This is a genomic window from Candidatus Nomurabacteria bacterium, from assembly GCA_016699085.1.
In the GTDB taxonomy this organism is placed as follows: domain Bacteria; phylum Patescibacteriota; class Minisyncoccia; order Phycocordibacterales; family UBA9973; genus CAZLWF01.
Map to the genome: position 1 here is coordinate 253824 of CP064958.1, position 19537 is coordinate 273360.

Below are 19537 nucleotides of genomic sequence, written 5' to 3' on the forward strand. Positions count from 1 at the left end.
TTTTTCTTATTTTACATACTTCTGGAACAACTCAGGCAGAGGCGCTTGGACAGATAGTTGCTCACCATCAGGTTTGGTAAAGGTGAGTACGTACGCATGGAGCGCCAGGCGGTCAAAACCAAGCATGTAGGGCTTCTTGGAAGCATAGAGACTATCTCCAACGATAGGATGATTCCTGTACGCCAGATGCACACGGATCTGGTGCGTGCGACCTGTCTTCGGATGGACCTCGAGATAGCTAAATGCCGTATCTGCTTCTTCAAAGTAGCGAAGGACATAGAATTGCGTAACCGCATCACGAGTCTCTCCTCTAATACCTCGCCCTGCATGCCACTTACGAAAGTCACTAGCACTTCTGCCGATCGGAGCAGTGATCGTGCCACTTGAGTCTTTCATGGTACCCCACGCTATCGCATGGTAAGTTTTTTTGATTTTGTGTTCTTGAAATTGTTTTTTAATGAAAAGAAATGTTGGCTGATCTTTTGCAATCAAAAGTACACCTGAAGTTTCTTTGTCGAGCCGATGGACGATACCTGGCCGTGGCACCTTAATCACTTCACCCTTTAGTGTCATTTCGACTGGTTCGCCAATAGTTTCCAATTCTGGATACACTTCCAAAATATACTCGGACAGAGTTTTTTCTTTTGATCTACCATCGCCGTGCACCATGAGCCCCGAAGGCTTATTGATGACGAAGAGGTGTTCATCTTCGTAGAGTATGCTTTTTTTGAGATTGAATTTCACGCTGTGCGCGATGAGGGACTCGAACCCCCGACCTTCCCAGTGTAAATGGGTTGCTCTACCAACTGAGCTAATCGCGCATATATTCATACTTTCATGGTCACAACTCTCGATTCGCCGTCGCTCATCTCGGTCACGACCCTGCCTCGCGGTTTTATCTGCTGATAAAACATCGTTCCGGCTCACAAAGCCGCAAAATTGCCATGCAATTTTAAAATTCGGCTTTGTGCCCCTGGTAGGAATCGAACCTACATCGACGGCTTAGAAGTCCGCAGTTCTATCCATTGAACTACAGGGGCAATGCAGGACGAGGCAGTAGAAACATTATCGAAAAGCTTCTAGACTATAGCAGTCAAAATTCGCTTGGTCAATTATTTAGCTGGATCAGGCAGTATGACAGTCGAAGTTTCTATCGCTTTGGTTTTTTCTGCGCGCTTGGCAAAAAATGAGAGTACTTGTTCGAGCTCGTTGCGCTTAATAATGTCTATTGGCACTGTTTCTTCTGGTGCCTTAGTCAAAAAGTAATCATTGCTAATTCGAACAAAATAAAGTGCGCTCAATGCCAATATGATAAGAAAAGCGACAGCACAGCCACCTATCATCAAAAGCCATGATGAAAAATGATGTTTTTTTGAATGAGTATTTCTTTTGAAATGTGGAAATGTAATAGACATATTATTTTGATACGTAGCTTGTTAATTCAATTTGAATATCAGCCTCCCACAATTTTGAAGGATTTTCTGGTGTCGATGCTGGGTCGTCTCGTGTGGCAAGGGAAAGAGTTTTTACTTCTGTCGCATACGGCACTTGTTCAATGAGCTGAAGAAAACGAAATACGTTCCCAAAATCTCCTACTGATGATAGAGCAACAGACAATTTCTTATCCTCCGTATTCTGTATGACAGAAGAAATTTTTACATCAGTACCAGATGTAGCACCTAATGCTTCGAGATTTTCCAGAAAAATAACAATGGTATCATCAGTGACAAAGTATGAGGATAATGTCTGACGATCTTCTTCACTTGTTGAGATAGTTTTCTTCAGGGTAACTAATTCTTGGTTTTTCTCTTCGGCTTTATCAACCTCAGCGAGAATAGTACTTGTTTCTTCGACAACTGATGTAATCGTGAAATACATAAAGAAATACCCGAGACCACCAACACAAAAGAGTGCTATTGCAATACAAAATAGAAGAATGTTTTTTTTGATTTGCATACTATTCTTTGACAGAGAAACTGATAGTGTATGGAATATTTTTGCCAGAGACATACTCAGACAAAGGTACAGAAACATCTTGTATATGTGGCAATTGCTCTAACGCCTGGGTAAATGATAGCAACGTTGCTCTGTTTTCGGATACACCAGTAATTTGGACAACTGTTCCTTCTTTTTCTTTGGTTATAGCCATAGACGAAATCACAAGAAGTGGAGGTTTAGTCATAACGACGGGCTCGACAATCTCCTCACTATACAGATGACTATCATCAGGCGAGCCAATCTTCTGCACTTTTGCATTAATATCATTGATGATTGTATTTAATGTTTCATCATTCTTGAAACCTTCGGATGATTTGATGGCATCTAGTTTGCCTTGCGCAATATCACGTTTTGTCTCTGCAATCATATATGATGGCAACAAAAGCAAAATACCTACAATGCAAAGTGTTGTGAGGAGCATCAGCGCAACAGAAAGCATACGGAATGTATGTCCGCGTTTGATGCGCTGCTTTTCTTCTGGAATTAAAAGATTAATCATTTTCGAAATGACCGAGTACAAGCCCGATCGCTGTTGCGTAGCCCAAAGCTTCGCGCTTATTCATGTCAGGTACTTCATCGGTATAGCCATCAACATTAATCCATGTATTCCCGAGTTCAACCGGAAATCGCAAACTCTGACTCAAGTAGTCTCCGACCCCATACATGTTGGCATTGCCGCCACAGAGGAAAATCTTCTGGATAGGACTCCGATCACCACCATTATCATCTTTGTGGGTTTGCCAGTATATAAAGTGTTTATTGATTTCATCACGCAACACACCGACACCATCAGTCATAATTTTGAACAATTCTTGACTAGACTGACTACTCTCTAAACTAAATGTTCGCTTCATTTTTTCTGCTTCTTCAAAAGGTATTGAGTATTTTTTCTCAATCATTTTAGTAATAGCATAGCCACCGATTTCAACTGTTGAACTAAAGAGCGTGACGCCGTTGGCAACGATTGAGATACCCGTCCTGGTTTCACCGAAATCCACTATCATATAAGTATTAAGGTCGCCCTTTTTAATAAGTGCGCGGGCAAGTGCCGTACCTTCTAACTCAAAGGATAATGGGTATAATCCCGCTTCTGCAAACACATCCATATAGTTTTGAATAAGGACTGTTTGTGCTGCACAGACTTGGACATTGTAAGCATTACCTGTTTGAGAAATAACAGCAAAATCAAAAGTTGCTTCGGCCGCTGCGATAGGAATATGCTCTTCGAGTGAAAATTCAATAGTATTTCGTAGCTCTTTTTCAGTCACATCAGTAAGTGTCAATCGAAAAGAATACACCTGCTCTTCAGGTAATGACACTCGCACGTAAGAAATATTCTTATCTTTTTTAAGTGCCGCCAAAATCGGCACTAATTTCTCTTGGTCAACAATCTTTCCTGAAGCAATAATCCCAAGCGGGATCGACACATGGCCGTAGTGTCCTAAAACCAAACCGCGCGGCTTGGCTACAAGCTCGACAAATTTTATCGATTGATCTGACACGTCGAGCCCGATAGCCGGCAATGTGATGTATGCCGGTTCAGGAAATAATCGTAATAGTGATTTGGTACTCATCGTATACTAGTATACGTGATTTCAATAAATACCGAAAGACTTATTGAGCTTTTGTGCCTGGTGGAATCGTTTGATTTGGTTCAAGTAGTGAGAATGCACCATCTCCAGTCGAGAGTGCGAATAACATACCGTTTGATTCATGACCTTTGATCAAGCGAGGTTCCAAATTTGTCACAAACATACAGGTTTTGCCCACAAGCATACCTGGATCAGGAAAATACATCGCTATACCTGAGATAATTTGCCGAACACCTAGTCCTTCCCCACTACCAAAATCTACCGATAGCTTCAGTAGCTTATCAGTATCAGGAATCTTCTCCGCACTTAGAACTTTGCCTGCTCGAATTTCTACTTTTGCAAAATCATCGTAGGTAATCATAGGATAGTAAATAGTTAATACATTTTAAAGATTAATTTTATCTAAATATCGCTGCAAAATAAGTGCAGCGGCCTTATCATCTGTTGGTCGTTGTTTTTCTTGCTTATTCTTTCGCGCATGCAAGCTTTTCTTCCCTTCTAAACTTCGTCTTGCTTCAACTGACGTAAAAGACTCATTCATGAGTATAACCTTTCCACCGACAGCATCCTCCAAAATTTTTTTGAATTCTACAATAACATGCATGACAGTATTTTCTTCACCTTTGGTATCTACTGATGAACCGAGAACAATATCCTTGCCATTAGTCTCGTCAATAATGGTAACAATTTCTACAAGAGCACTTGGAGTATTTTGAATAATTCTAAATGGAAAAGCAATCCTGCCACCTTCGTCAGAGACTGCAATGCCTATTCGTTTTGTACCATAGTCGATACCAAGATATTTCATTTGCGGAGGCGGTGAGATTCGAACTCACGATGCAGTTTCCCACATGACAGTTTTCAAGACTGTTGCCTTCAACCACTCAGCCACGCCTCCGTAATGTATTCCCACCTTACCTTAAAACAGCTTTTTTTTCAATGATTGTTTGCCCTAAACCACAAATTACAGGGGCATTTTATTGCTCTTATCACAAAAACCTATATGATACGTAATATATGACGAAGTGGCTAGATAATACCGAATCTGGAGATGACCCACAGGAGCTTTTGCGTAGAGCAAAAGCAGGCGACGAAGAGTCGTATGGCTTACTCTATAAGCTGTATTACACTCCTATATATCGTTACCTATTTTTTAGGACGAAAGACAAGACTGAAGCAGAAGACCTAACGCAGGGTGTTTTTGTGAAAGTTTTCCAGGCACTCCCTAATGTTGAAGCAGGCATGAAGGAGCCAATTGCCTATTTTTATACCGTCGCGAGGAATATGCTCATCGACCATTACCGTAAACAGAAAGTGCGCCAGACAGTAAGTGAGGACGATATGGAAGATGTTCCCGACACCCGAGAAGATATTGCAGTGTCACTTGACATCATATTTACAACCGATAAAGTAAAGGAGACGTTGAAATCTCTTACTGCCGAGCAACAAGAAGTTATTATATTAAAATTTGTGAACGAGCTCTCTAATAAAGAAATCGCTACTGTGCTCGGTAAAAACGAAGACGCAGTTCGTCAGCTTCAATCTCGTGCACTAAAACTTCTCCGACAAAAATTATTGTATTTACGTGAAAGTATGTAAAATTTTTATGAAAGACACCAGCCTACAACATATAGAAAACTTTACTCATGCGCGCGGCGCCGGTACTTCAGCTCGGGAATTTTTAAATAAGCTCACCCTGGAAGAACAGCAAGAATTGTGCGACACGATACTTTTTATTGAAGCTTTACAACAAGAGCGAGACAGTCTTGATGCCAAAGCCACGTTCAGTAAAGTATTCGCTACACTGCCTACACCAGCACAAGTACACACAACAACAGCAAAAACTGCACCTAAAAAACGTTCAGTATCATGGTCCTTTATTGGCATGTTCGCTATCCCTGGTGCATTTATTGCTCTTATTGTCTTTATTTCCAACACATCGTTAATGAACCTTTCTTTATCAAAAAGTATCCGGGGTGACGTTGCCGCCGTTAATACTATTGTTGTAAGCACCGATATAGATACTAGTTTATTCAATGAGGAAGACATGGCAAACAAGGCTGCTATTGAAACTGACTATAGCAATGACTTTACTGCAACATATTATGATGATGAACTCTAAACAATTCGCTACAGCATTTCTCGTATTGGCAGTAAGTGTCGGGCAATTTGCTTTTGTTCCTAATGCTTTTGCTGTGAATGAAGCAACGTTTTGCACGAACATTGATGCAGCAATAACTAAAATCAAAACAACATTTGACGAACGACAAGCTCAATTCCAAGCAAAGGAGAAAGGTCAGCTCAGTACTCTTCAAGCAAGGTGGACTGACATAGACCAGAAACGAAGCAACGATAACAGTGCTACAGATAAGAAACGTGACGAAGTATTTGCAAAACTTGAAGCAAAAGTGGTGACAGAAGAACAGCGCACTGCGGTAACAATATTTGAAACAGCGATCCGATCCGCGGTAAATGCCCACCGCACGAGTATTAGAGAGGCAGTAGCAATGCACCGCGCGAGTGTGACCAAACTTCTTACAGATGCTGCTACTCCAAACGATAAGTTGGTCAACAATTTAAAAAATGATTTTGATACAGCAATCCGTAAAGCTAAAGCAGACTGTGCCAATGGTATTGCACCTCAAACAATAAAAAATGAGTTACGCGATAGTTTAAAAATTGCCAAAGAATCACTCCAACAAAATATCAAAAATGATACTATAAATAAAAATATGGAAAGCATCTCTGCTGACCGAGCAAAAAATGTTGCTATCGCTGATGCAACGTTCAAAAAAGCCATAGCTGAAGCAAAAAAAGCTGTTCTCGAAGCCTTTAAATAAACCTAAAAGCTCTCCTTGTTAAGGAGAGCTTTTAGGTTATACCTATGCTAGACTTTGTATAGTTATTGTTCATTAAAATAAAAGGAGGTGCACATGCTTCTCATTCTCATTTTTTTCGCTTGCCATTGGTATGGAAGCCTTTTCTTCCAAACGTTTTTGTACCATAGATATGGTGCACACGAAATGTTCACCATGCATCCATGGACTGAAAAAGTCTTCATTTTTTTCGCTTGGGTATTTACTGGATCATCTTATATTTTAATTGGCCCATATGTGATTATGCATAGACTCCATCATGCATTTACTGATACCGAACTTGACCCGCATTCGCCTAAATACGATAAAAATATTTGGCGAATGATGTGGCACACCAGAGAGGTCTATTACAAAATAAACAAAGGAGAATATCCTGTAGATCCTAAATTTAAGAAAAATGTCCCGGGTTGGCCATGGTTCGAAAAAAATATCGGTAATAGTTGGATTTCTCGTATAGTCTGGGGAACATTCTATATTCTCGTGTATCTTTTTGCGCATTTCTACTTAGGAGCTTCATGGTGGTGGTTTCTACTATTGCCTATTCATTTCTTGATGGCCCCTTTTCATGGAGCTATCATAAATTGGTTTGCACATACCATTGGCCAAAAGAGGTTTACGATGAATGACACCTCTACAAATATAGTCCCAGTTGATTTGGTAATGTTAGCTGAGGCATATCATAATAATCATCATAAATATCCAGCACGGCCAAATTTCGGTATTAAGTGGTACGAGATTGATCCTGTATATCCATTTATTAAATTGTTTCATTGGATGAGAATCATTAAGTTGAAACCTATCAAAACTACATAGTGCCAATCCCTGTTCATGTAAATGCGCAGGGATTTTTTATTTCACGTATGCTACGATATACGTATGGATGCTCATCAAACACTCCTTGCATGGCAAGCGTACGAATATGAATTTCGAGAAAAGTCGACGGACTGGTTCTGGGCGCTCGGCATTATCACTATCGCAGGCGCAGCTGCAGCATTTCTCTTCGATGATGTTCTCTTTGGAATATTTATTCTTATCGCTGGCGGAACACTCGCTATGTATGGCGTACGTAAGCCTGAGCTACAAAACTACCAAATTACCGAAGGTGGCATATTGATTGATAAATATTTCTTCCCGTATAACAACATCGTCTCTTTTTATGTCACCAAAGACCCTTATCACAACGTACTTCTGATCCACACAGATCGTATGATGATGCCAGTTATCACTATTCCTTTGATTGATGTAGCACCCCCTGAGGTGGAAGACATCCTCCGCAGACATTTACCTGAAATCCCTATGGATGAACCTGTCTTCCATAAAATCATGGATCGAATTGGTTTTTAGATTATTTTTCTTGATTCAATAAAGACTTGTGATAACATGAGGAAAAAGTGACCTCATGAAAAAAAGAATAAGAAAATCTAAAAAAATTACAATTTTAAATTCTCACGCTGATATTATTGCTATTCAGAAAATGAATAGTTCAGCCAGGCTAACTAAACGTCAATTGCAGACAGGTATCATGAAATCTCAAAGAGCCACCATTATTGTTGACTAAAATCTCTTAATTTAAAAAGTATGCTGTCTTTTTGGCAGCTTTTTTATTTGTGTTCTAGTGTGAACCTAGCCTCTGGCTTTCCGAACTGGCAAAAGGTCATTCTTTGGTAAAAGCGAGTATACACGAACTCCAAAACCTTATCCTACCCAAAGAGGCTCTAGTAAAATGATTTTCCTTTTTTCGAGTTTGAGTGTCTTTATTTTCACAAAACCATCATATTTTATCTCTTGTTTTTTATTTAATACTATCGCTACTATTGAAACTTTAGCCAATCTAGTCTTAATTTTATTTAGAAACTTTTGTGTCGGATTAACATCTTGTGTAAGGCCTACCCAATTCGTGAGTTTGCCATAAGGGAGATCGGTTATTACAAAATCAATAGTAGGTACTTGTTTCGGCAAGTTTTCATTAGAAAGAATATCAAATCCAAAACAATTTATTTTTATATGATTTGTAGATTTTATTTTTTTCTCCAACTTGTGCGCACTTTCTAATGCTTCCTTATGTGAGACTTTACCGTATTCTTCTATAAACCCTTCGAGTTCATTTATACGCTTTTGTAAACCAATCTCACTAAGTAGTGATAAGTTTTTCTGAGCAAACTCTAATATAGTATTATTAACATCCGAAGCAAAAATATCCTTTATTTTTAAACCATGAAAAAATCCCATGACTGTAAGTGAATACGCTGAACCACAAAATGGGTCATAAATCGTGTATGGTCCAGAGCTCCCGTTTTTTTTAAGGTGTTCACTACAACATAAGAATATTTCACTTGCTAAACGAACAGGGAAATTTGTAGCTTTAGGTGCTCCATAGAGAACCCTACCACTTGAGTAGTCTTCATAATTTTCCTTAACAGGATTAAATTTATATTTCTTCCTACTTGAGTTTTGTTTTGACTTCATTTTTGTGCGTGATTCCTTGTATTCCTCCGAAAAAGAAGAATCTTTTTATGTCATAGTCTTTTTTAATCCTATTTAAATGCAATGCTATGGCTTTATCATAAGTAAAACTCTTATTTAGTAAAAGCTTTACTCCTTTTACAATCTCTGGGATTTTATCTTGTATTAATTTGTCAGAAACACATAGGGCTTTTTTGTTTTTATTGAGTAAAATATTGCACTTTTTGTCATTATCCATTAATGACGGATATGATCCACATTCTGGAAGAACGGAGTAAAATGGCATATCGTTAAAAAAATATGCAGGCCAACGGCATGTTGCAATTTCAAGCCAAGGAGCGCCAACTAGTGGGGGCATGAATGCAAATCCTGTGTGCGGTGAGATAAAAACATCACATTTAGAAATGAAAGCTATTTGATTCCACAAACCAACATCATAGACACTCTCAGCATTCGGTAATCTCTTTATAAGAAAATCTACATCATCTAAGGTAAAATCTTTCGTACTTGTTCTTCCATTAGAGCTTTTACTGATACCAGTAAAATAAATTTTAAGATTGGGAATTGATTTATAAAGGGCTTGGCAAATTTTCAGCCACATATCAATACTTGGACTTTGTTTTAAACCAGCAGAGCCACCTAACATAATGCAGATTTTTGGGCCCTTGTGTATAAATCTATTAGCAAATAACTTTGCTTTTTTGGGAATTGGCAATGTAATCTTTGGGTTTGCAACTATAGGTAAAATACTACTCTCATGAGGTCCACTCTGTTCGAGATAACCCTTCGCCGTTTTTGCAGTTAGGTATGTACTAAGTAACTGATGAGCTTTAACAAGATCTTTTTGGTCATATGCCGGATTAAAATGTCTAGCACGATTATCAGTACTAACATAATCCCATTTCTTTGGAATTTTTTGTATTGATATTGCGTGTATTCCATCTTTTGCAACTTCTTGCAGAGAAATCGCATATACCTTCTTTATCCATGGACAAGCTTTTGCGATTTCAATCGGAGAATCAGAATTTAAAATCAAATACACATCTAAATTCTTATTGGCCAATACATAACCCTTGGCAAGTTTTAGTGGCTCAATTGCGTGCCCAACGGGACGGTAATATAACCAATTTAAGAGTAGCTTTTTCTTCATTATTGCATTGTAGCAGAATTAGTCCTCGATCATTCATAACCAATATGGGTTCTGAACACCAACTAGGTATATGTTAAAAATCCTAAAAAATAAAGATAAAAAACGTGGTGACCCCGGCAGGAATCACGATTACCATGCGCGGGTACTTTTCAATTTCGCAAGCTCAATAATGAAAAGTCTTTCGATTCCTGCCCACGAGTGAAGCAGTTCACTCGCTCGTGGCAAAAATCTACACAGTAGATTTTGTGACCCCGGCAGGAATCGAACCTGCATCATAACTTCCGCAAAGTTACGTCCTATCCATTGAACGACGGGGCCAAATGTATTTTCTATTTCCACTTTACTATCACTTCAAGTATAGAAGACTATACGCTGTTTTCTATAAATAGTAAATCACACCCTAAATCTAACCGTAAATGTTGCACCTTTGTCGCGACCAGCAGATCTGACACTAATCGTACCGTGATTCTGCAAAACAATCCGCTTGGCAATATACAGACCGAGTCCCATGCCCTCAGTATCAGTAGTTTTGGCTTTATCCCCACGATAAAACTGCCTGAAAAGCTGCCTACGTTCGCCCGGTAGTATGCCTATACCCGAGTCAGATACTATGATCTCAATAAAATCCCCTTTCCGTATAGCCGCTATGCCGATACGGCCGTCTTTGGGTGTATACGTAATCGCATTTTCAATTAAAATTTCCAAAACAAATTCTATTTTAAGCTTATCAAGAATAACCAAAGGCAACGTACTAGGGATTTCAATAGCAAATGTTAGACTTTTCTCTTCTATTTTCTGGCTATATTTGGCAGCTGATTTCTCAACGATATCACGCACAGATACCGCCTCAAATTTATTTATATGGGTATTTTCAATGCCCTCGATATGCGAGAGGATTTCAACGATTTCAATAAGTCGCTCGCCGGCGTTGTTAATCTCTTGACTGATGTACGTAAGCTCAGTCGACGTCATTGGCTTGAGTAAACTTTTAGCTGCCCACTTGATACCCGTCAAAGGTGTGCGGAATTTATGCAGTGCGATCGTGAGAAACTCTTGCTGGAAATGATCATAGCGAATTTGCTCCCGAATAAAAACAACGACCATACCGCCAACGAGCAATAGTATCGCAGCCCCAAGTACGACCAAAGGCAATGTCCATATAGCGAGATTCTCAGTGCGCAACAAATAGCCACACAAAAGTAGCAGAGCAGATGCGAGAAAGATAAAGAATGACTGAGAGATAAGCCTAAGTTTTGAAGTCGAGAAAACTTTTTTCATGATATGGATTACTTAGCTTTTGACCAAGCAATGAGTTCGCTATGCGTGGCTTCACCACAAATAGTTGCATCAGTATCGGTGTTCACGAAGTAGGGCACACCGCCACATTCCCCCTCTTTATCATATGATTCAAGCTGTTTCATATGCTCTTCGTTGTGCCAAACCTCAACAAGCTCAACTTTGACGTTTTCTTCAGCCTCAAGCTTAGCTACAAGCGTACGCATCTTTTCACAATGAGGACATTCTTCTCCATAAAACATAATAAGTGACATAGGGCGAGTATACCACAGCCGTACTTAGCAGAACAAAATATATTATTTTATTCTGCCATAGATACGAGTGGTACATTTTCGCAGTGAGGACTGTTTGATTCTCGCGTGGCGAGATGAGTTCCACAACAAGAAAATGTACCACTCGTATCTATGAGACTATTTAGAAATAAAAAATTCCTCCACGTGGAGGAATTTTTTATTTTGTGATTCGAGATAAACGTGATTTCTTGCGAGCAGCAGTGTTTTTCTTGATAACACCTTGTTTAGCAGCTTTATCGATTGCAGCATAGGCGGCAGGAACGAGCTTCTTTGCATCAGCTTTCGTATCACCTTTGGCGAGCTTTTCGACTTTCTTAATAGCATCTTTCATAGACTTGCTTCGGCGGTCATTGATTTGCTTTTTGCGCATTGATCCACGAAGCGCCTTTTTTGCTGACTGGGTAATTGGCATTGCGATTAAAAATTAATGAGTAAAAATAAGTATAATCTTGAGAAGTGCGTACAGTAGACGGCGCATTTCTTGTGGGCTCATACTACCAGAAAAATCCTTAGTCTGCAAGGGTACACTAGGATCACAGCCTGACTTGCCTACTTGATACTTCGTACAGAATACCTCATACTTGCCTCATGATCGCAAGCATAACAGGCACCGTACGAAACCTAACCGACAAATACGCTGTCATCGAAACAGGTGGTATTGGTTACAAAGTCTATCTCGCCCCTGATGCACTAGCTAGTTTAACCGAAGGCACAACGACTTCTCTATCTACCTATCTATCCGTCCGGGAAGACGCGCTTGACCTCTATGGATTCAAGTCCCAAGACGAGCGAGTATTCTTTGAACTCTTACTCTCTGTTTCTGGAATTGGCCCCAAGTCCGCATTGTCTATCTTAGGCATTACGACGATCCAAACACTTGAACAAGCTATCGGCACCGGCGACACGAGTTACCTCACCAAGGTTTCTGGTATAGGCAGAAAAACTGCTGAGAAAATCGTCATTGAGCTTCGCGATAAACTTCGAGCTAATGTCGACATGAAGGAAGCTCCTGGCGCACTTCGCGCAGAGAGTGATGTCGTTGAAGCTTTGAAATCTCTCGGCTATTCGCAAAATGAAGCTCGCGATGCACTCAAAAATGTACCAAGCGACATCCTCGGTACCAATGCACGTATCAAAGAAGCACTGAAAATTTTAGGTAATAAATAATATGGGAAAACTATCTCAATTTTTTAAGAATCCACAAGCTAAAGTATGGATTATTACGTGTTTAGTAGCAGCTATTTTGGTTTTTATACGGATTGAAAACATAACATTTAAATATGATACAGCTTGGTGTATCAATACATATGGTGAAAGCTATCTGGTACACCACGGTGGGCGATATTATCGTTGGAGTGCCTGTCACTGTAATGATGGATATAGCATGAGCCATTCACAATGCCTACTGCCACTGCAAGCGGATCAAAGAAATACTGAGATAAATACTCTTATGACTGACGGAAAGATACTCTGCGATCAAGGAGAAGTACAAGCGGGTATAGCAAAAATTAAACAAGTAATTACACTCAATTCACATGAGCCCTTTAGCTATTCAACTATTGGCTACTGTTATCAACAAGCGACAGATCTACCAAATGCAGAAGCATGGTACGAAAAAGCTCTTACAGATTACGATTATAAATTTGGACCAAATTTTGAAGGCCACTACTACCATGACATGTCAGTTAATGACCTACCTGGGCATAGTGACTACATACCGGATTATCAATTTGTAGATGGCATAAAAACAAGCAATAGAGAAGCAATTTTTATATATAAAAACTTAGCAAAAATATATTTTGAAAGAAATAATCCAATACTTGCGATGTTAACCATTAACAAAGCATTTGCCTGGGACAGTTTGGATAATCCAGTTAATGCCGAATCCTACTTCATTCGTGGAAATCTGTATCTAGCAAAAGATACAGATCAAGAACAACTATTTTCAAAAGGAAGCAACACAATAAGTGGTTGCCAAGATATGAAAAAAGCTTCTGAACTAGGATGGCCTGGAGCTGAAAATATCTACATAGAGAAATGTAAATAAAAAAGCAATATACTACTGCATGTTATACTTTTTGTATGCCTGAACTCCCCGAAGTGCAAACAACAGTCGCAGGACTCGCCAAAGTGTTACCTGGGCTTCGAATTACCGATGTTTGGACTGATTTGGCCGTTAAAACTCACACAACTCCCCACCTTTCACAATCACTCAAAGATAAAAATTTTTTCAAAAAATTTAAACAGATTTTAGTCGGCAGTAAAGTAGTTTCAGTCGAACGACGCGCTAAAAATATTCTTATCAATCTTGCAAACAAAGAAACCATCCTCATCCATATGAAAATGACAGGCCACCTCATGGTCGGCAAGTATACAAAAGTTGAAAATAAGAAAACAAAAACCTTCTGGCAACCAGCAACAAGTGAGAAAAACGACGCCCTACGTGATCCATATAACAAATACTTACATGTTGTCTTTAGTTTATCGAATGACAAACAACTCGTGCTATCTGACGCAAGAAAATTTGCCAAAGTAACTCTAGCGCCAACAGAGAAAATTGCAACAAGCATTCATCTTGGGCACCTTGGACCTGAGCCACTCGAAAAAAAGTTCACGTTCAAAGAATTCAAACTGCGTCTCACCAAAAGACCACGCGGCAAAATCAAGGAAGTGTTGATGAATCAATCTGTTATTGCTGGTATCGGTAATATTTATTCTGATGAAATGCTCTGGCTTTCCGGTATTCATCCTGCATCAATTGCAAAAGAAATACCTCCGAAGTATTTGCAAATATTGTATACAGCAATGCAAAAAGTCTTGCACCAAGGCATAGACTTTGGTGGAGATTCGACGAGTGATTATCGTGACATCGATGGCAAACGCGGCAAATTCCAACACCACCACAATGTCTACCGTATGGCTGGCAAAACTTGTTCAAAGAAAGACTGCACTGGCAAGATTATTCGCATGATTATCGGCGGACGTAGTGCGCACTTCTGCAATACCCATCAGAAAATGCTAAAATAATCCTATGGATCCAATGAAAGAATTACGATGGTTTGGTGGACTTCTCCTAGTCTTTTTTGCTTTATGGCTCTTTGGCGGTGGCTACGAGCGCTATAGCAAAGAAAATGATAAGCCTTTTATTAAGCCTCCTGCACCGCTTGATACCGGTGAAGTCTATGGTCCAACAAACAATACCGTTAACACGAAAGTCCCACCTGGCTGGCAAAGTGCGACAACAGACTACTTCACTATTGCCCTACCGCCTGGCTGGTATTACAAGCCATCACCATCGAGTGTTTGGAATTCGAACCGCGGCGAATTAACCGATACCAAGACCGTCCTTTTCTTCGAATATGGACCGTATGCTGCACTACCCATAGCAACCACCGACAGTGCATACATAGTTACTTCAGAACAAATAGCTGGGGTGTCAGCCAAATTATTTCATCCAAAACTTTTCTCTGGAACAACAACTGGCGTCTTTATTGATCAAGGTGTCGGCAAAGAAAAACTTTCGATTGCAGGCTACAATTTGACTGCCACAGAACAAAACATGGCATATCAAATATTTCGAACAGTAGAATTCCGATATTAGCTGTCGAAGATACACTTTTACAAAGACTTGCACAGGTTGACGAACCGAGCATAAGGCGATTTTTCAACAGAAAAATACGCCGTTCTTTGTAAAAGTCGTATCGAGACAAATATTAAATATCCGACAATCGGAATATCGCAATACCAGCTGCCACTGCAACATTGAGTGACTCTTTTCTGCCTGCCATTGGGATTTCGACTATGGTATCTACCCCATCAAGTACACTCTGTTCAATACCCATCACTTCATTCCCAACAATAAGTGCAATAGGTTTATCTGTTTTGTATTTTTTATAGTCAATAGATTTTGGTGATTGTTCAAGTGCGACAATAGTATACTTCTCGGCTCGCAATTTTTCACATACCGAAGCAATTGTTTTCTCATACGACCATGGCACAGTAGTTTCTGCACCGAGTGAGGTCTTTATCATGTCAGCACGCTTTCTGCCAAATCGGTCAATAGGTGTCGGTGTGTAACCAACAATATAGATATGCGAAATGCCCGCCGCATCAGCGGTACGAAATATTGATCCAACATTTTGAACACTACGGATATTGTGGAGAATGAGAACCATTAGAATTTTTAAAATTATTATAAGGAGTTTAATAAGATACTAAATCTCAATTTCAAAATTAAGTGAAAGTGGCAAATGGTCAGAAACTTCATCATTTAGGACTTTAAATTCAGATACTTTTATTTCAGGAGAAGTAAAAATGTAATCTGCATAAGGAAACTCTTTTAATTTTTCATAGTGGCGACTTCTTGTTGTCGTGTAGCTACTTTTCATCATTTGATTTGTAAAAATTAAATTAAATGCGGCAATAGCTTTTGTATCGGGATTTAGATTAAAGTCACCGACGATGATTTTAGGGTTTGTATCTTTATTTACTATATCCAGTACCCTCTTAGTCTGAATATCTCTTACTGGTGTGTCTTTCTTATCTGCTTTTGGCACTCCGTGGAAGTTATATATGATTAGATTTTTAAAATGCATACATTGTAAAATCCTTGGAAAAGGAGTTGGCATGTGGGTAATTTCTTCTTCTGATAAAATAAGATGAGTTTCTATATGATCTACGACTAATTCTTTTTTTATAAAAATGGCATGTCCAGTACCTGGAACTTGAGGACTAAAGTAGCCTGTAAATTCAGGTAATACCTCTTTAATATGTGAGAAAAGGTTCTTATCTTCTTCTGGAGAGTCAACGGTTTCAGCAGAAGCATTATTGTTCATCTCTTGAAAACAGAAAATATCAGTATCATCATTATTTTTTATAAATTGCAATAATGGTTGGTTTATTCTACCACCCCAGGTGTTTAGTGTGATGAGTTTCATAAATGAGACTATAGCATAGGTTTGGACTTATATCTCAGGCAAATAAAAAACAGAATAAAAGGCAGAAGTAGTTACTTTTGCCTTTTATATCTTTCATAAACCTCACTTTGTGGTCATAAATAATTCTTTCGCCGTCGCTCAAGAATTTTCACGACCCTGCCTCGTCTATTTTTTCTGTTGAAAAAATATGACTGCGGCTCGCACAAGTCCATCTTTGTGGTCAGGAATAGTTTTCTACTGAAAACTTTCCCGACCCTGGCTCGCGCCGTCGCGCTCCGCCTCGCACAAAGTGCCCCGCACTTTGTGCGCCCGGTAGGAATCGAACCTACGACCATCTCCTTAAAAGAAAACCGCCCGGGGTTGTTTTCTAAAATATCTTTATTTATCAAGCTAAAATCGTTAAAATGAGAAGTTTTTAAATCGATTTTAACGACCAGTTCTCAATCAAAACGTGAGTGACAAAAAGCAAATAAAGTCAGCAGTCTTATTTAAAATAATAATGACCCGACACTGATATGGTGACAGATTCAGATGAGATTATCAAGACATATACTTATAGGATAATGTTCGGATATTGATAATAAAAAAGCCTCTTGGTTTACAAGAGGCTTGCTGTTTAGAATTGAAGTCTTAAGTTAATTTAGACTTACATCTTCCATTTCAGGTTGAAGGTCATCTTTAGTCATACTGGGAAGAATAAAGATGTCAAAAATGTTAATTGCTGTAGGAAGGCACTCGAATGTTTCAATATACATTTTCATTCCTTTAATCATATGGTCTGAGCCTTTCTGCAGAATTTCCTTCTCTGATTTCTCCATTACTTCTCCTGCAACAGATATTTGTAGATCAATTGCAGCTTTAAAGCCTTCACTGAAAGAAAGTAGATCTTCTACACTGGTCACGGCATTAAGAAGAACTTTCTCCCAAATTTCAAACATTTTTCTGATCTCTTCTTCATTCCCCGTTGATTCCTTTTTGAAATACTCTGCAATACTCTTCAATGCCGTTGTAATATTCAATGATTCCATGCTTATCAACAAATCCCTTGCTGATCGTAATTGCTCAAGGCCAGAGGTTGTTCTTAGGGCAGTATCAATTACTTCAAGTCTGTTACTGAAATCCTTTATCTTTAAGTATGCGTTTATTGTCTTCATTGGTTTGTTATTGGTTTCCTCAGAAGACAAGAATCTGCTGGGGGAGCCAATAAAAACCATATATTAAAGGACTATTACTTTCAGTATAATAGCATATATATTGGGAAAAGTCAATGTTTTAATAAGCAGGAAAATAAAAAGAGGTAACCTCGACGGTATACCTCTCAATGTGCTATTTACTATTTACAAATCTACCTCAATGACCTTGTGCTCATAGACTCGTAACAAAAGTGTTTCAAGATCAGGTTTAAGATTATCCAGTTTACCCTCATACTCTTGCGTGTAATGCGGGATCAGCTTTATAGGTAGAAAAGCTAAACCTTCAAACGAACTACCAGCACTCGGGCTGTAAAATGCAGAGGTGAGGACATTTGCTCCTGCAGATTCACCGGCGACAATTTTTCCTTGTAACATTTCTTTCAGAGTAGGAAACTTTTTCAGCGCCTCAAGCAATTTCAATGTTTTACCTCCCTGAAAGTAAACAATATCAGCTAAACGCAATTGTTCAATGAAAGATTCTTCCCTGGCAACATTAAAATAGATCCACTTTTGCCATTTATTTGCAGTAAATTCCTCCATTACTTTTTGTGTACTAGCCTCTATCCGGCCAGGTTCTTTTGCAAATGGCACAATTAAAATCTCTGGTTCTTCGGGGGCATCTTTTAATATTTCTGCGTAGAAATCGTCGTTATCTTCATCTGTTTTTCCTGGAGTGAATCCTCCATGTAAAATAAATTTTGTTGTCATCCTTATTATTTTTAGGTGAATACAAAAGACTTTTAGAAATCTCCTGTGTTCACCTAAAAATGGATTGTATGGAAGAGCAATTATTTTGCATATAATAGCATAAATAATAGTAAAAGTCAATCAGTACTCTACATTTTGAGGCAATGAAGAAATGTAAAAATAAAAAGTCGGAAGTGGGGATACCGTATGATACAATAAAATCATGTTTTACATGCTACAACTTAGAAAAATTGTTATTGCGATTTACGACTATCAGGTCAATACACCCGGAAGTACAATAAATGGGATGGAAGAGAACAAGATAATTGAGTATCTTATGAAAAAATATGATGCTTCCCGCGAAAAAGTACAAGCTAAGTTAAAAGAATTACAGAAAGAAAATATAATTGATGATGCCCTAAGTGGTAATGCTAATGAAAGAAAATTAGAACTAACGAAAAAGGGTTATAAATTAAAGCGTTCATGGATAAACGCTTTGATATTTGGGTTCTAATCCACAAGTTCGAAACGAATTAATCCTCTCTTTCTGATCTTTTAGATACTGCAAGCCAGATTGCAAAACCTGCGAATATTATTTCAAGAAACCCGCCCTCAATGTTTGGGCCTTTTACCGTGACATAATCACCAACACATTCACTCCCATCCCTAGTCTGTATTCTTTGAGCACATTCACTATGATACTTAGCGTTAAAAGAAAAATATGCCTGAACTAATAAGACTCCCGCAACAATGGCAATGAGTGCTCGCCAGAGTCTGTCGTTTGATAGTTTGTCCATACCCCACTTTCTTCCCCAGAAATAGAGGATCAGCCAAACCAGCGATGGAAAAATAATCAAATATGCAATGCGAACTAAAAACCCGTAGGGTTCAACTGGCCCAAAAAGAAATAGGGCAACGAAAACCATACCTACAATAAAACTTCTATTCCCACTGCTTAAACCAATCTCTTTTTCGGAGCTATGTATCATAAACTTAATTATACCACTCAAATAAATAAGCAAGCCCGAATTGCGAGCAAAATATTATCACTA

General features: G+C 38.8%; 28 protein-coding genes and 4 tRNA genes. 11 read left to right on the forward strand and 21 right to left on the reverse strand.

Features of this window, described 5'->3' with window-relative positions; translation table 11 throughout:
• Nucleotides 1-6: 6 nt before the first annotated feature.
• The 10 genes from IPF86_01275 to IPF86_01320 form a co-directional block, all read right to left on the reverse strand.
• On the reverse strand, nucleotides 7-744 hold the full coding sequence (locus tag IPF86_01275; protein ID QQR50536.1) for an RluA family pseudouridine synthase: 738 nt from the start codon (nucleotides 742-744) through the stop codon (nucleotides 7-9).
• A gap of 4 nt (nucleotides 745-748) precedes the next feature.
• Nucleotides 749-821, reverse strand: a tRNA-Val gene (locus IPF86_01280).
• Between the two features lie 147 nt (nucleotides 822-968).
• Nucleotides 969-1040: transfer RNA gene (locus tag IPF86_01285), tRNA-Arg, on the reverse strand.
• A gap of 72 nt (nucleotides 1041-1112) precedes the next feature.
• Entirely contained in the window at nucleotides 1113-1415 is a 303-nt protein-coding gene (locus tag IPF86_01290; protein ID QQR50537.1) for a hypothetical protein, read from the reverse strand.
• A gap of 1 nt (nucleotide 1416) precedes the next feature.
• The gene (locus tag IPF86_01295; GenBank protein QQR50538.1) at nucleotides 1417-1956 is read right to left on the reverse strand and encodes a hypothetical protein; all 540 of its coding nucleotides are present in this window, start codon (nucleotides 1954-1956) and stop codon (nucleotides 1417-1419) included.
• Between the two features lies 1 nt (nucleotide 1957).
• Nucleotides 1958-2497, reverse strand: a complete 540-nt coding sequence (locus IPF86_01300) for a hypothetical protein (protein QQR50539.1) — start codon at nucleotides 2495-2497, stop codon at nucleotides 1958-1960.
• Nucleotides 2490-3572 (reverse strand): type IV pilus assembly protein PilM, encoded by a 1083-nt coding sequence (gene pilM / locus IPF86_01305; GenBank protein ID QQR50540.1) that lies wholly within the window; start codon nucleotides 3570-3572, stop codon nucleotides 2490-2492. Before pilM ends, IPF86_01300 begins: the two co-directional genes overlap by 8 nt.
• Before the next feature lie 40 nt (nucleotides 3573-3612).
• Nucleotides 3613-3951 (reverse strand): hypothetical protein, encoded by a 339-nt coding sequence (locus tag IPF86_01310; protein ID QQR50541.1) that lies wholly within the window; start codon nucleotides 3949-3951, stop codon nucleotides 3613-3615.
• A 24-nt stretch (nucleotides 3952-3975) separates the two neighbouring features.
• On the reverse strand, nucleotides 3976-4398 hold the full coding sequence (gene ruvX / locus IPF86_01315; GenBank protein ID QQR50542.1) for a Holliday junction resolvase RuvX: 423 nt from the start codon (nucleotides 4396-4398) through the stop codon (nucleotides 3976-3978).
• Between the two features lie 3 nt (nucleotides 4399-4401).
• Nucleotides 4402-4488, reverse strand: a tRNA-Ser gene (locus IPF86_01320).
• A 119-nt stretch (nucleotides 4489-4607) separates the two neighbouring features.
• On the opposite strand from IPF86_01320, the gene IPF86_01325 reads away from it, so the two are divergent.
• From IPF86_01325 to IPF86_01350, 6 genes are all read left to right on the forward strand, one after another.
• On the forward strand, nucleotides 4608-5189 hold the full coding sequence (locus IPF86_01325; GenBank protein QQR50543.1) for an RNA polymerase sigma factor: 582 nt from the start codon (nucleotides 4608-4610) through the stop codon (nucleotides 5187-5189).
• Between the two features lie 7 nt (nucleotides 5190-5196).
• Nucleotides 5197-5712 carry a hypothetical protein gene (locus tag IPF86_01330; GenBank protein QQR50544.1) on the forward strand — a complete coding sequence of 172 codons (516 nt, stop codon included), beginning with the start codon at nucleotides 5197-5199 and terminating at the stop codon, nucleotides 5710-5712.
• On the forward strand, nucleotides 5702-6430 hold the full coding sequence (locus tag IPF86_01335) for a hypothetical protein (GenBank protein ID QQR50545.1): 729 nt from the start codon (nucleotides 5702-5704) through the stop codon (nucleotides 6428-6430). The genes IPF86_01330 and IPF86_01335 overlap by 11 nt, the downstream gene beginning before the upstream one ends.
• A 93-nt stretch (nucleotides 6431-6523) precedes the next feature.
• On the forward strand, nucleotides 6524-7279 hold the full coding sequence (locus tag IPF86_01340; protein QQR50546.1) for an acyl-CoA desaturase: 756 nt from the start codon (nucleotides 6524-6526) through the stop codon (nucleotides 7277-7279).
• 63 nt (nucleotides 7280-7342) lie between these two features.
• Nucleotides 7343-7810, forward strand: coding sequence for a hypothetical protein (locus IPF86_01345; GenBank protein QQR50547.1), 468 nt, complete (start codon nucleotides 7343-7345; stop codon nucleotides 7808-7810).
• 55 nt (nucleotides 7811-7865) lie between these two features.
• Nucleotides 7866-8024 carry a hypothetical protein gene (locus IPF86_01350; GenBank protein QQR50548.1) on the forward strand — a complete coding sequence of 53 codons (159 nt, stop codon included), beginning with the start codon at nucleotides 7866-7868 and terminating at the stop codon, nucleotides 8022-8024.
• Between the two features lie 137 nt (nucleotides 8025-8161).
• Here the strand turns inward: IPF86_01350 and IPF86_01355 are convergent, their stop codons facing one another.
• The 6 genes from IPF86_01355 to rpsT form a co-directional block, all read right to left on the reverse strand.
• Nucleotides 8162-8932, reverse strand: a complete 771-nt coding sequence (locus tag IPF86_01355; GenBank protein QQR50549.1) for a hypothetical protein — start codon at nucleotides 8930-8932, stop codon at nucleotides 8162-8164.
• Nucleotides 8907-10079, reverse strand: coding sequence for a hypothetical protein (locus IPF86_01360; protein QQR50550.1), 1173 nt, complete (start codon nucleotides 10077-10079; stop codon nucleotides 8907-8909). Before IPF86_01360 ends, IPF86_01355 begins: the two co-directional genes overlap by 26 nt.
• Before the next feature lie 246 nt (nucleotides 10080-10325).
• Nucleotides 10326-10397 (reverse strand) — tRNA-Arg (locus tag IPF86_01365).
• Nucleotides 10398-10472: 75 nt separating this feature from the next.
• Complete coding sequence (locus tag IPF86_01370; GenBank protein ID QQR50551.1) at nucleotides 10473-11357, reverse strand: HAMP domain-containing histidine kinase; 885 nt, start codon at nucleotides 11355-11357, stop codon at nucleotides 10473-10475.
• A gap of 8 nt (nucleotides 11358-11365) precedes the next feature.
• Complete coding sequence (locus tag IPF86_01375; protein ID QQR50552.1) at nucleotides 11366-11629, reverse strand: hypothetical protein; 264 nt, start codon at nucleotides 11627-11629, stop codon at nucleotides 11366-11368.
• Nucleotides 11630-11825: 196 nt separating this feature from the next.
• Nucleotides 11826-12080 (reverse strand): 30S ribosomal protein S20, encoded by a 255-nt coding sequence (gene rpsT / locus IPF86_01380; GenBank protein QQR50553.1) that lies wholly within the window; start codon nucleotides 12078-12080, stop codon nucleotides 11826-11828.
• 176 nt (nucleotides 12081-12256) lie between these two features.
• On the opposite strand from rpsT, the gene ruvA reads away from it, so the two are divergent.
• From ruvA to IPF86_01400, 4 genes are read left to right on the forward strand one after another with little or no spacing between them, the layout of a single operon-like run.
• Complete coding sequence (gene ruvA, locus IPF86_01385) at nucleotides 12257-12835, forward strand: Holliday junction branch migration protein RuvA (protein QQR50554.1); 579 nt, start codon at nucleotides 12257-12259, stop codon at nucleotides 12833-12835.
• Nucleotide 12836: 1 nt separating this feature from the next.
• The gene (locus tag IPF86_01390; protein QQR50555.1) at nucleotides 12837-13715 is read left to right on the forward strand and encodes a hypothetical protein; all 879 of its coding nucleotides are present in this window, start codon (nucleotides 12837-12839) and stop codon (nucleotides 13713-13715) included.
• A gap of 35 nt (nucleotides 13716-13750) precedes the next feature.
• Nucleotides 13751-14695: a bifunctional DNA-formamidopyrimidine glycosylase/DNA-(apurinic or apyrimidinic site) lyase gene (mutM, locus tag IPF86_01395; protein ID QQR50556.1), complete on the forward strand. Its 945-nt coding sequence runs from the start codon at nucleotides 13751-13753 to the stop codon at nucleotides 14693-14695.
• 4 nt (nucleotides 14696-14699) lie between these two features.
• On the forward strand, nucleotides 14700-15269 hold the full coding sequence (locus IPF86_01400) for a hypothetical protein (GenBank protein QQR50557.1): 570 nt from the start codon (nucleotides 14700-14702) through the stop codon (nucleotides 15267-15269).
• A gap of 112 nt (nucleotides 15270-15381) precedes the next feature.
• Here IPF86_01400 and IPF86_01405 read toward each other — a convergent pair whose 3' ends face one another.
• From IPF86_01405 to IPF86_01420, 4 genes are all read right to left on the reverse strand, one after another.
• Nucleotides 15382-15843 carry a TrmH family RNA methyltransferase gene (locus tag IPF86_01405; protein QQR50558.1) on the reverse strand — a complete coding sequence of 154 codons (462 nt, stop codon included), beginning with the start codon at nucleotides 15841-15843 and terminating at the stop codon, nucleotides 15382-15384.
• Nucleotides 15844-15882: 39 nt separating this feature from the next.
• Complete coding sequence (locus tag IPF86_01410; GenBank protein QQR50559.1) at nucleotides 15883-16605, reverse strand: endonuclease/exonuclease/phosphatase family protein; 723 nt, start codon at nucleotides 16603-16605, stop codon at nucleotides 15883-15885.
• A gap of 635 nt (nucleotides 16606-17240) precedes the next feature.
• Nucleotides 17241-17819 (reverse strand): hypothetical protein, encoded by a 579-nt coding sequence (locus IPF86_01415; GenBank protein ID QQR50560.1) that lies wholly within the window; start codon nucleotides 17817-17819, stop codon nucleotides 17241-17243.
• Nucleotides 17820-17942: 123 nt separating this feature from the next.
• Nucleotides 17943-18506, reverse strand: a complete 564-nt coding sequence (locus tag IPF86_01420) for a Type 1 glutamine amidotransferase-like domain-containing protein (GenBank protein ID QQR50561.1) — start codon at nucleotides 18504-18506, stop codon at nucleotides 17943-17945.
• Nucleotides 18507-18717: 211 nt separating this feature from the next.
• Between IPF86_01420 and IPF86_01425 the strand changes: the two genes are divergently transcribed.
• Nucleotides 18718-18999 (forward strand): hypothetical protein, encoded by a 282-nt coding sequence (locus IPF86_01425; GenBank protein QQR50562.1) that lies wholly within the window; start codon nucleotides 18718-18720, stop codon nucleotides 18997-18999.
• 19 nt (nucleotides 19000-19018) lie between these two features.
• On the opposite strand, the gene IPF86_01430 is transcribed toward IPF86_01425, so the two are convergent.
• Entirely contained in the window at nucleotides 19019-19474 is a 456-nt protein-coding gene (locus IPF86_01430; GenBank protein ID QQR50563.1) for a hypothetical protein, read from the reverse strand.
• Between the last annotated feature and the right edge of the window lie 63 nt (nucleotides 19475-19537).

What these genes read in the sequence shown, in the direction of transcription:
- IPF86_01430 (QQR50563.1), bottom strand. Translation starts at nt 19,474, where the DNA reads ATGATACATAGCTCCGAAAAAGAGATTGGTTTAAGCAGTGGGAATAGA.
- IPF86_01370 (QQR50551.1), bottom strand. Translation starts at nt 11,357, where the DNA reads ATGAAAAAAGTTTTCTCGACTTCAAAACTTAGGCTTATCTCTCAGTCA.
- IPF86_01425 (QQR50562.1), top strand. Translation starts at nt 18,718, where the DNA reads ATGCTACAACTTAGAAAAATTGTTATTGCGATTTACGACTATCAGGTC.
- IPF86_01300 (QQR50539.1), bottom strand. Translation starts at nt 2,497, where the DNA reads ATGATTAATCTTTTAATTCCAGAAGAAAAGCAGCGCATCAAACGCGGA.
- mutM (QQR50556.1), top strand. Translation starts at nt 13,751, where the DNA reads ATGCCTGAACTCCCCGAAGTGCAAACAACAGTCGCAGGACTCGCCAAA.
- IPF86_01290 (QQR50537.1), bottom strand. Translation starts at nt 1,415, where the DNA reads ATGTCTATTACATTTCCACATTTCAAAAGAAATACTCATTCAAAAAAA.
- pilM (QQR50540.1), bottom strand. Translation starts at nt 3,572, where the DNA reads ATGAGTACCAAATCACTATTACGATTATTTCCTGAACCGGCATACATC.
- ruvX (QQR50542.1), bottom strand. Translation starts at nt 4,398, where the DNA reads ATGAAATATCTTGGTATCGACTATGGTACAAAACGAATAGGCATTGCA.
- IPF86_01375 (QQR50552.1), bottom strand. Translation starts at nt 11,629, where the DNA reads ATGTCACTTATTATGTTTTATGGAGAAGAATGTCCTCATTGTGAAAAG.
- IPF86_01420 (QQR50561.1), bottom strand. Translation starts at nt 18,506, where the DNA reads ATGACAACAAAATTTATTTTACATGGAGGATTCACTCCAGGAAAAACA.
- IPF86_01335 (QQR50545.1), top strand. Translation starts at nt 5,702, where the DNA reads ATGAACTCTAAACAATTCGCTACAGCATTTCTCGTATTGGCAGTAAGT.
- IPF86_01410 (QQR50559.1), bottom strand. Translation starts at nt 16,605, where the DNA reads ATGAAACTCATCACACTAAACACCTGGGGTGGTAGAATAAACCAACCA.
- IPF86_01415 (QQR50560.1), bottom strand. Translation starts at nt 17,819, where the DNA reads ATGGTTTTTATTGGCTCCCCCAGCAGATTCTTGTCTTCTGAGGAAACC.
- IPF86_01355 (QQR50549.1), bottom strand. Translation starts at nt 8,932, where the DNA reads ATGAAGTCAAAACAAAACTCAAGTAGGAAGAAATATAAATTTAATCCT.
- IPF86_01400 (QQR50557.1), top strand. Translation starts at nt 14,700, where the DNA reads ATGGATCCAATGAAAGAATTACGATGGTTTGGTGGACTTCTCCTAGTC.
- ruvA (QQR50554.1), top strand. Translation starts at nt 12,257, where the DNA reads ATGATCGCAAGCATAACAGGCACCGTACGAAACCTAACCGACAAATAC.
- IPF86_01345 (QQR50547.1), top strand. Translation starts at nt 7,343, where the DNA reads ATGGATGCTCATCAAACACTCCTTGCATGGCAAGCGTACGAATATGAA.
- IPF86_01390 (QQR50555.1), top strand. Translation starts at nt 12,837, where the DNA reads ATGGGAAAACTATCTCAATTTTTTAAGAATCCACAAGCTAAAGTATGG.
- IPF86_01405 (QQR50558.1), bottom strand. Translation starts at nt 15,843, where the DNA reads ATGGTTCTCATTCTCCACAATATCCGTAGTGTTCAAAATGTTGGATCA.
- IPF86_01330 (QQR50544.1), top strand. Translation starts at nt 5,197, where the DNA reads ATGAAAGACACCAGCCTACAACATATAGAAAACTTTACTCATGCGCGC.
- IPF86_01310 (QQR50541.1), bottom strand. Translation starts at nt 3,951, where the DNA reads ATGATTACCTACGATGATTTTGCAAAAGTAGAAATTCGAGCAGGCAAA.
- IPF86_01325 (QQR50543.1), top strand. Translation starts at nt 4,608, where the DNA reads ATGACGAAGTGGCTAGATAATACCGAATCTGGAGATGACCCACAGGAG.
- IPF86_01350 (QQR50548.1), top strand. Translation starts at nt 7,866, where the DNA reads ATGAAAAAAAGAATAAGAAAATCTAAAAAAATTACAATTTTAAATTCT.
- IPF86_01360 (QQR50550.1), bottom strand. Translation starts at nt 10,079, where the DNA reads ATGAAGAAAAAGCTACTCTTAAATTGGTTATATTACCGTCCCGTTGGG.
- IPF86_01340 (QQR50546.1), top strand. Translation starts at nt 6,524, where the DNA reads ATGCTTCTCATTCTCATTTTTTTCGCTTGCCATTGGTATGGAAGCCTT.
- rpsT (QQR50553.1), bottom strand. Translation starts at nt 12,080, where the DNA reads ATGCCAATTACCCAGTCAGCAAAAAAGGCGCTTCGTGGATCAATGCGC.
- IPF86_01295 (QQR50538.1), bottom strand. Translation starts at nt 1,956, where the DNA reads ATGCAAATCAAAAAAAACATTCTTCTATTTTGTATTGCAATAGCACTC.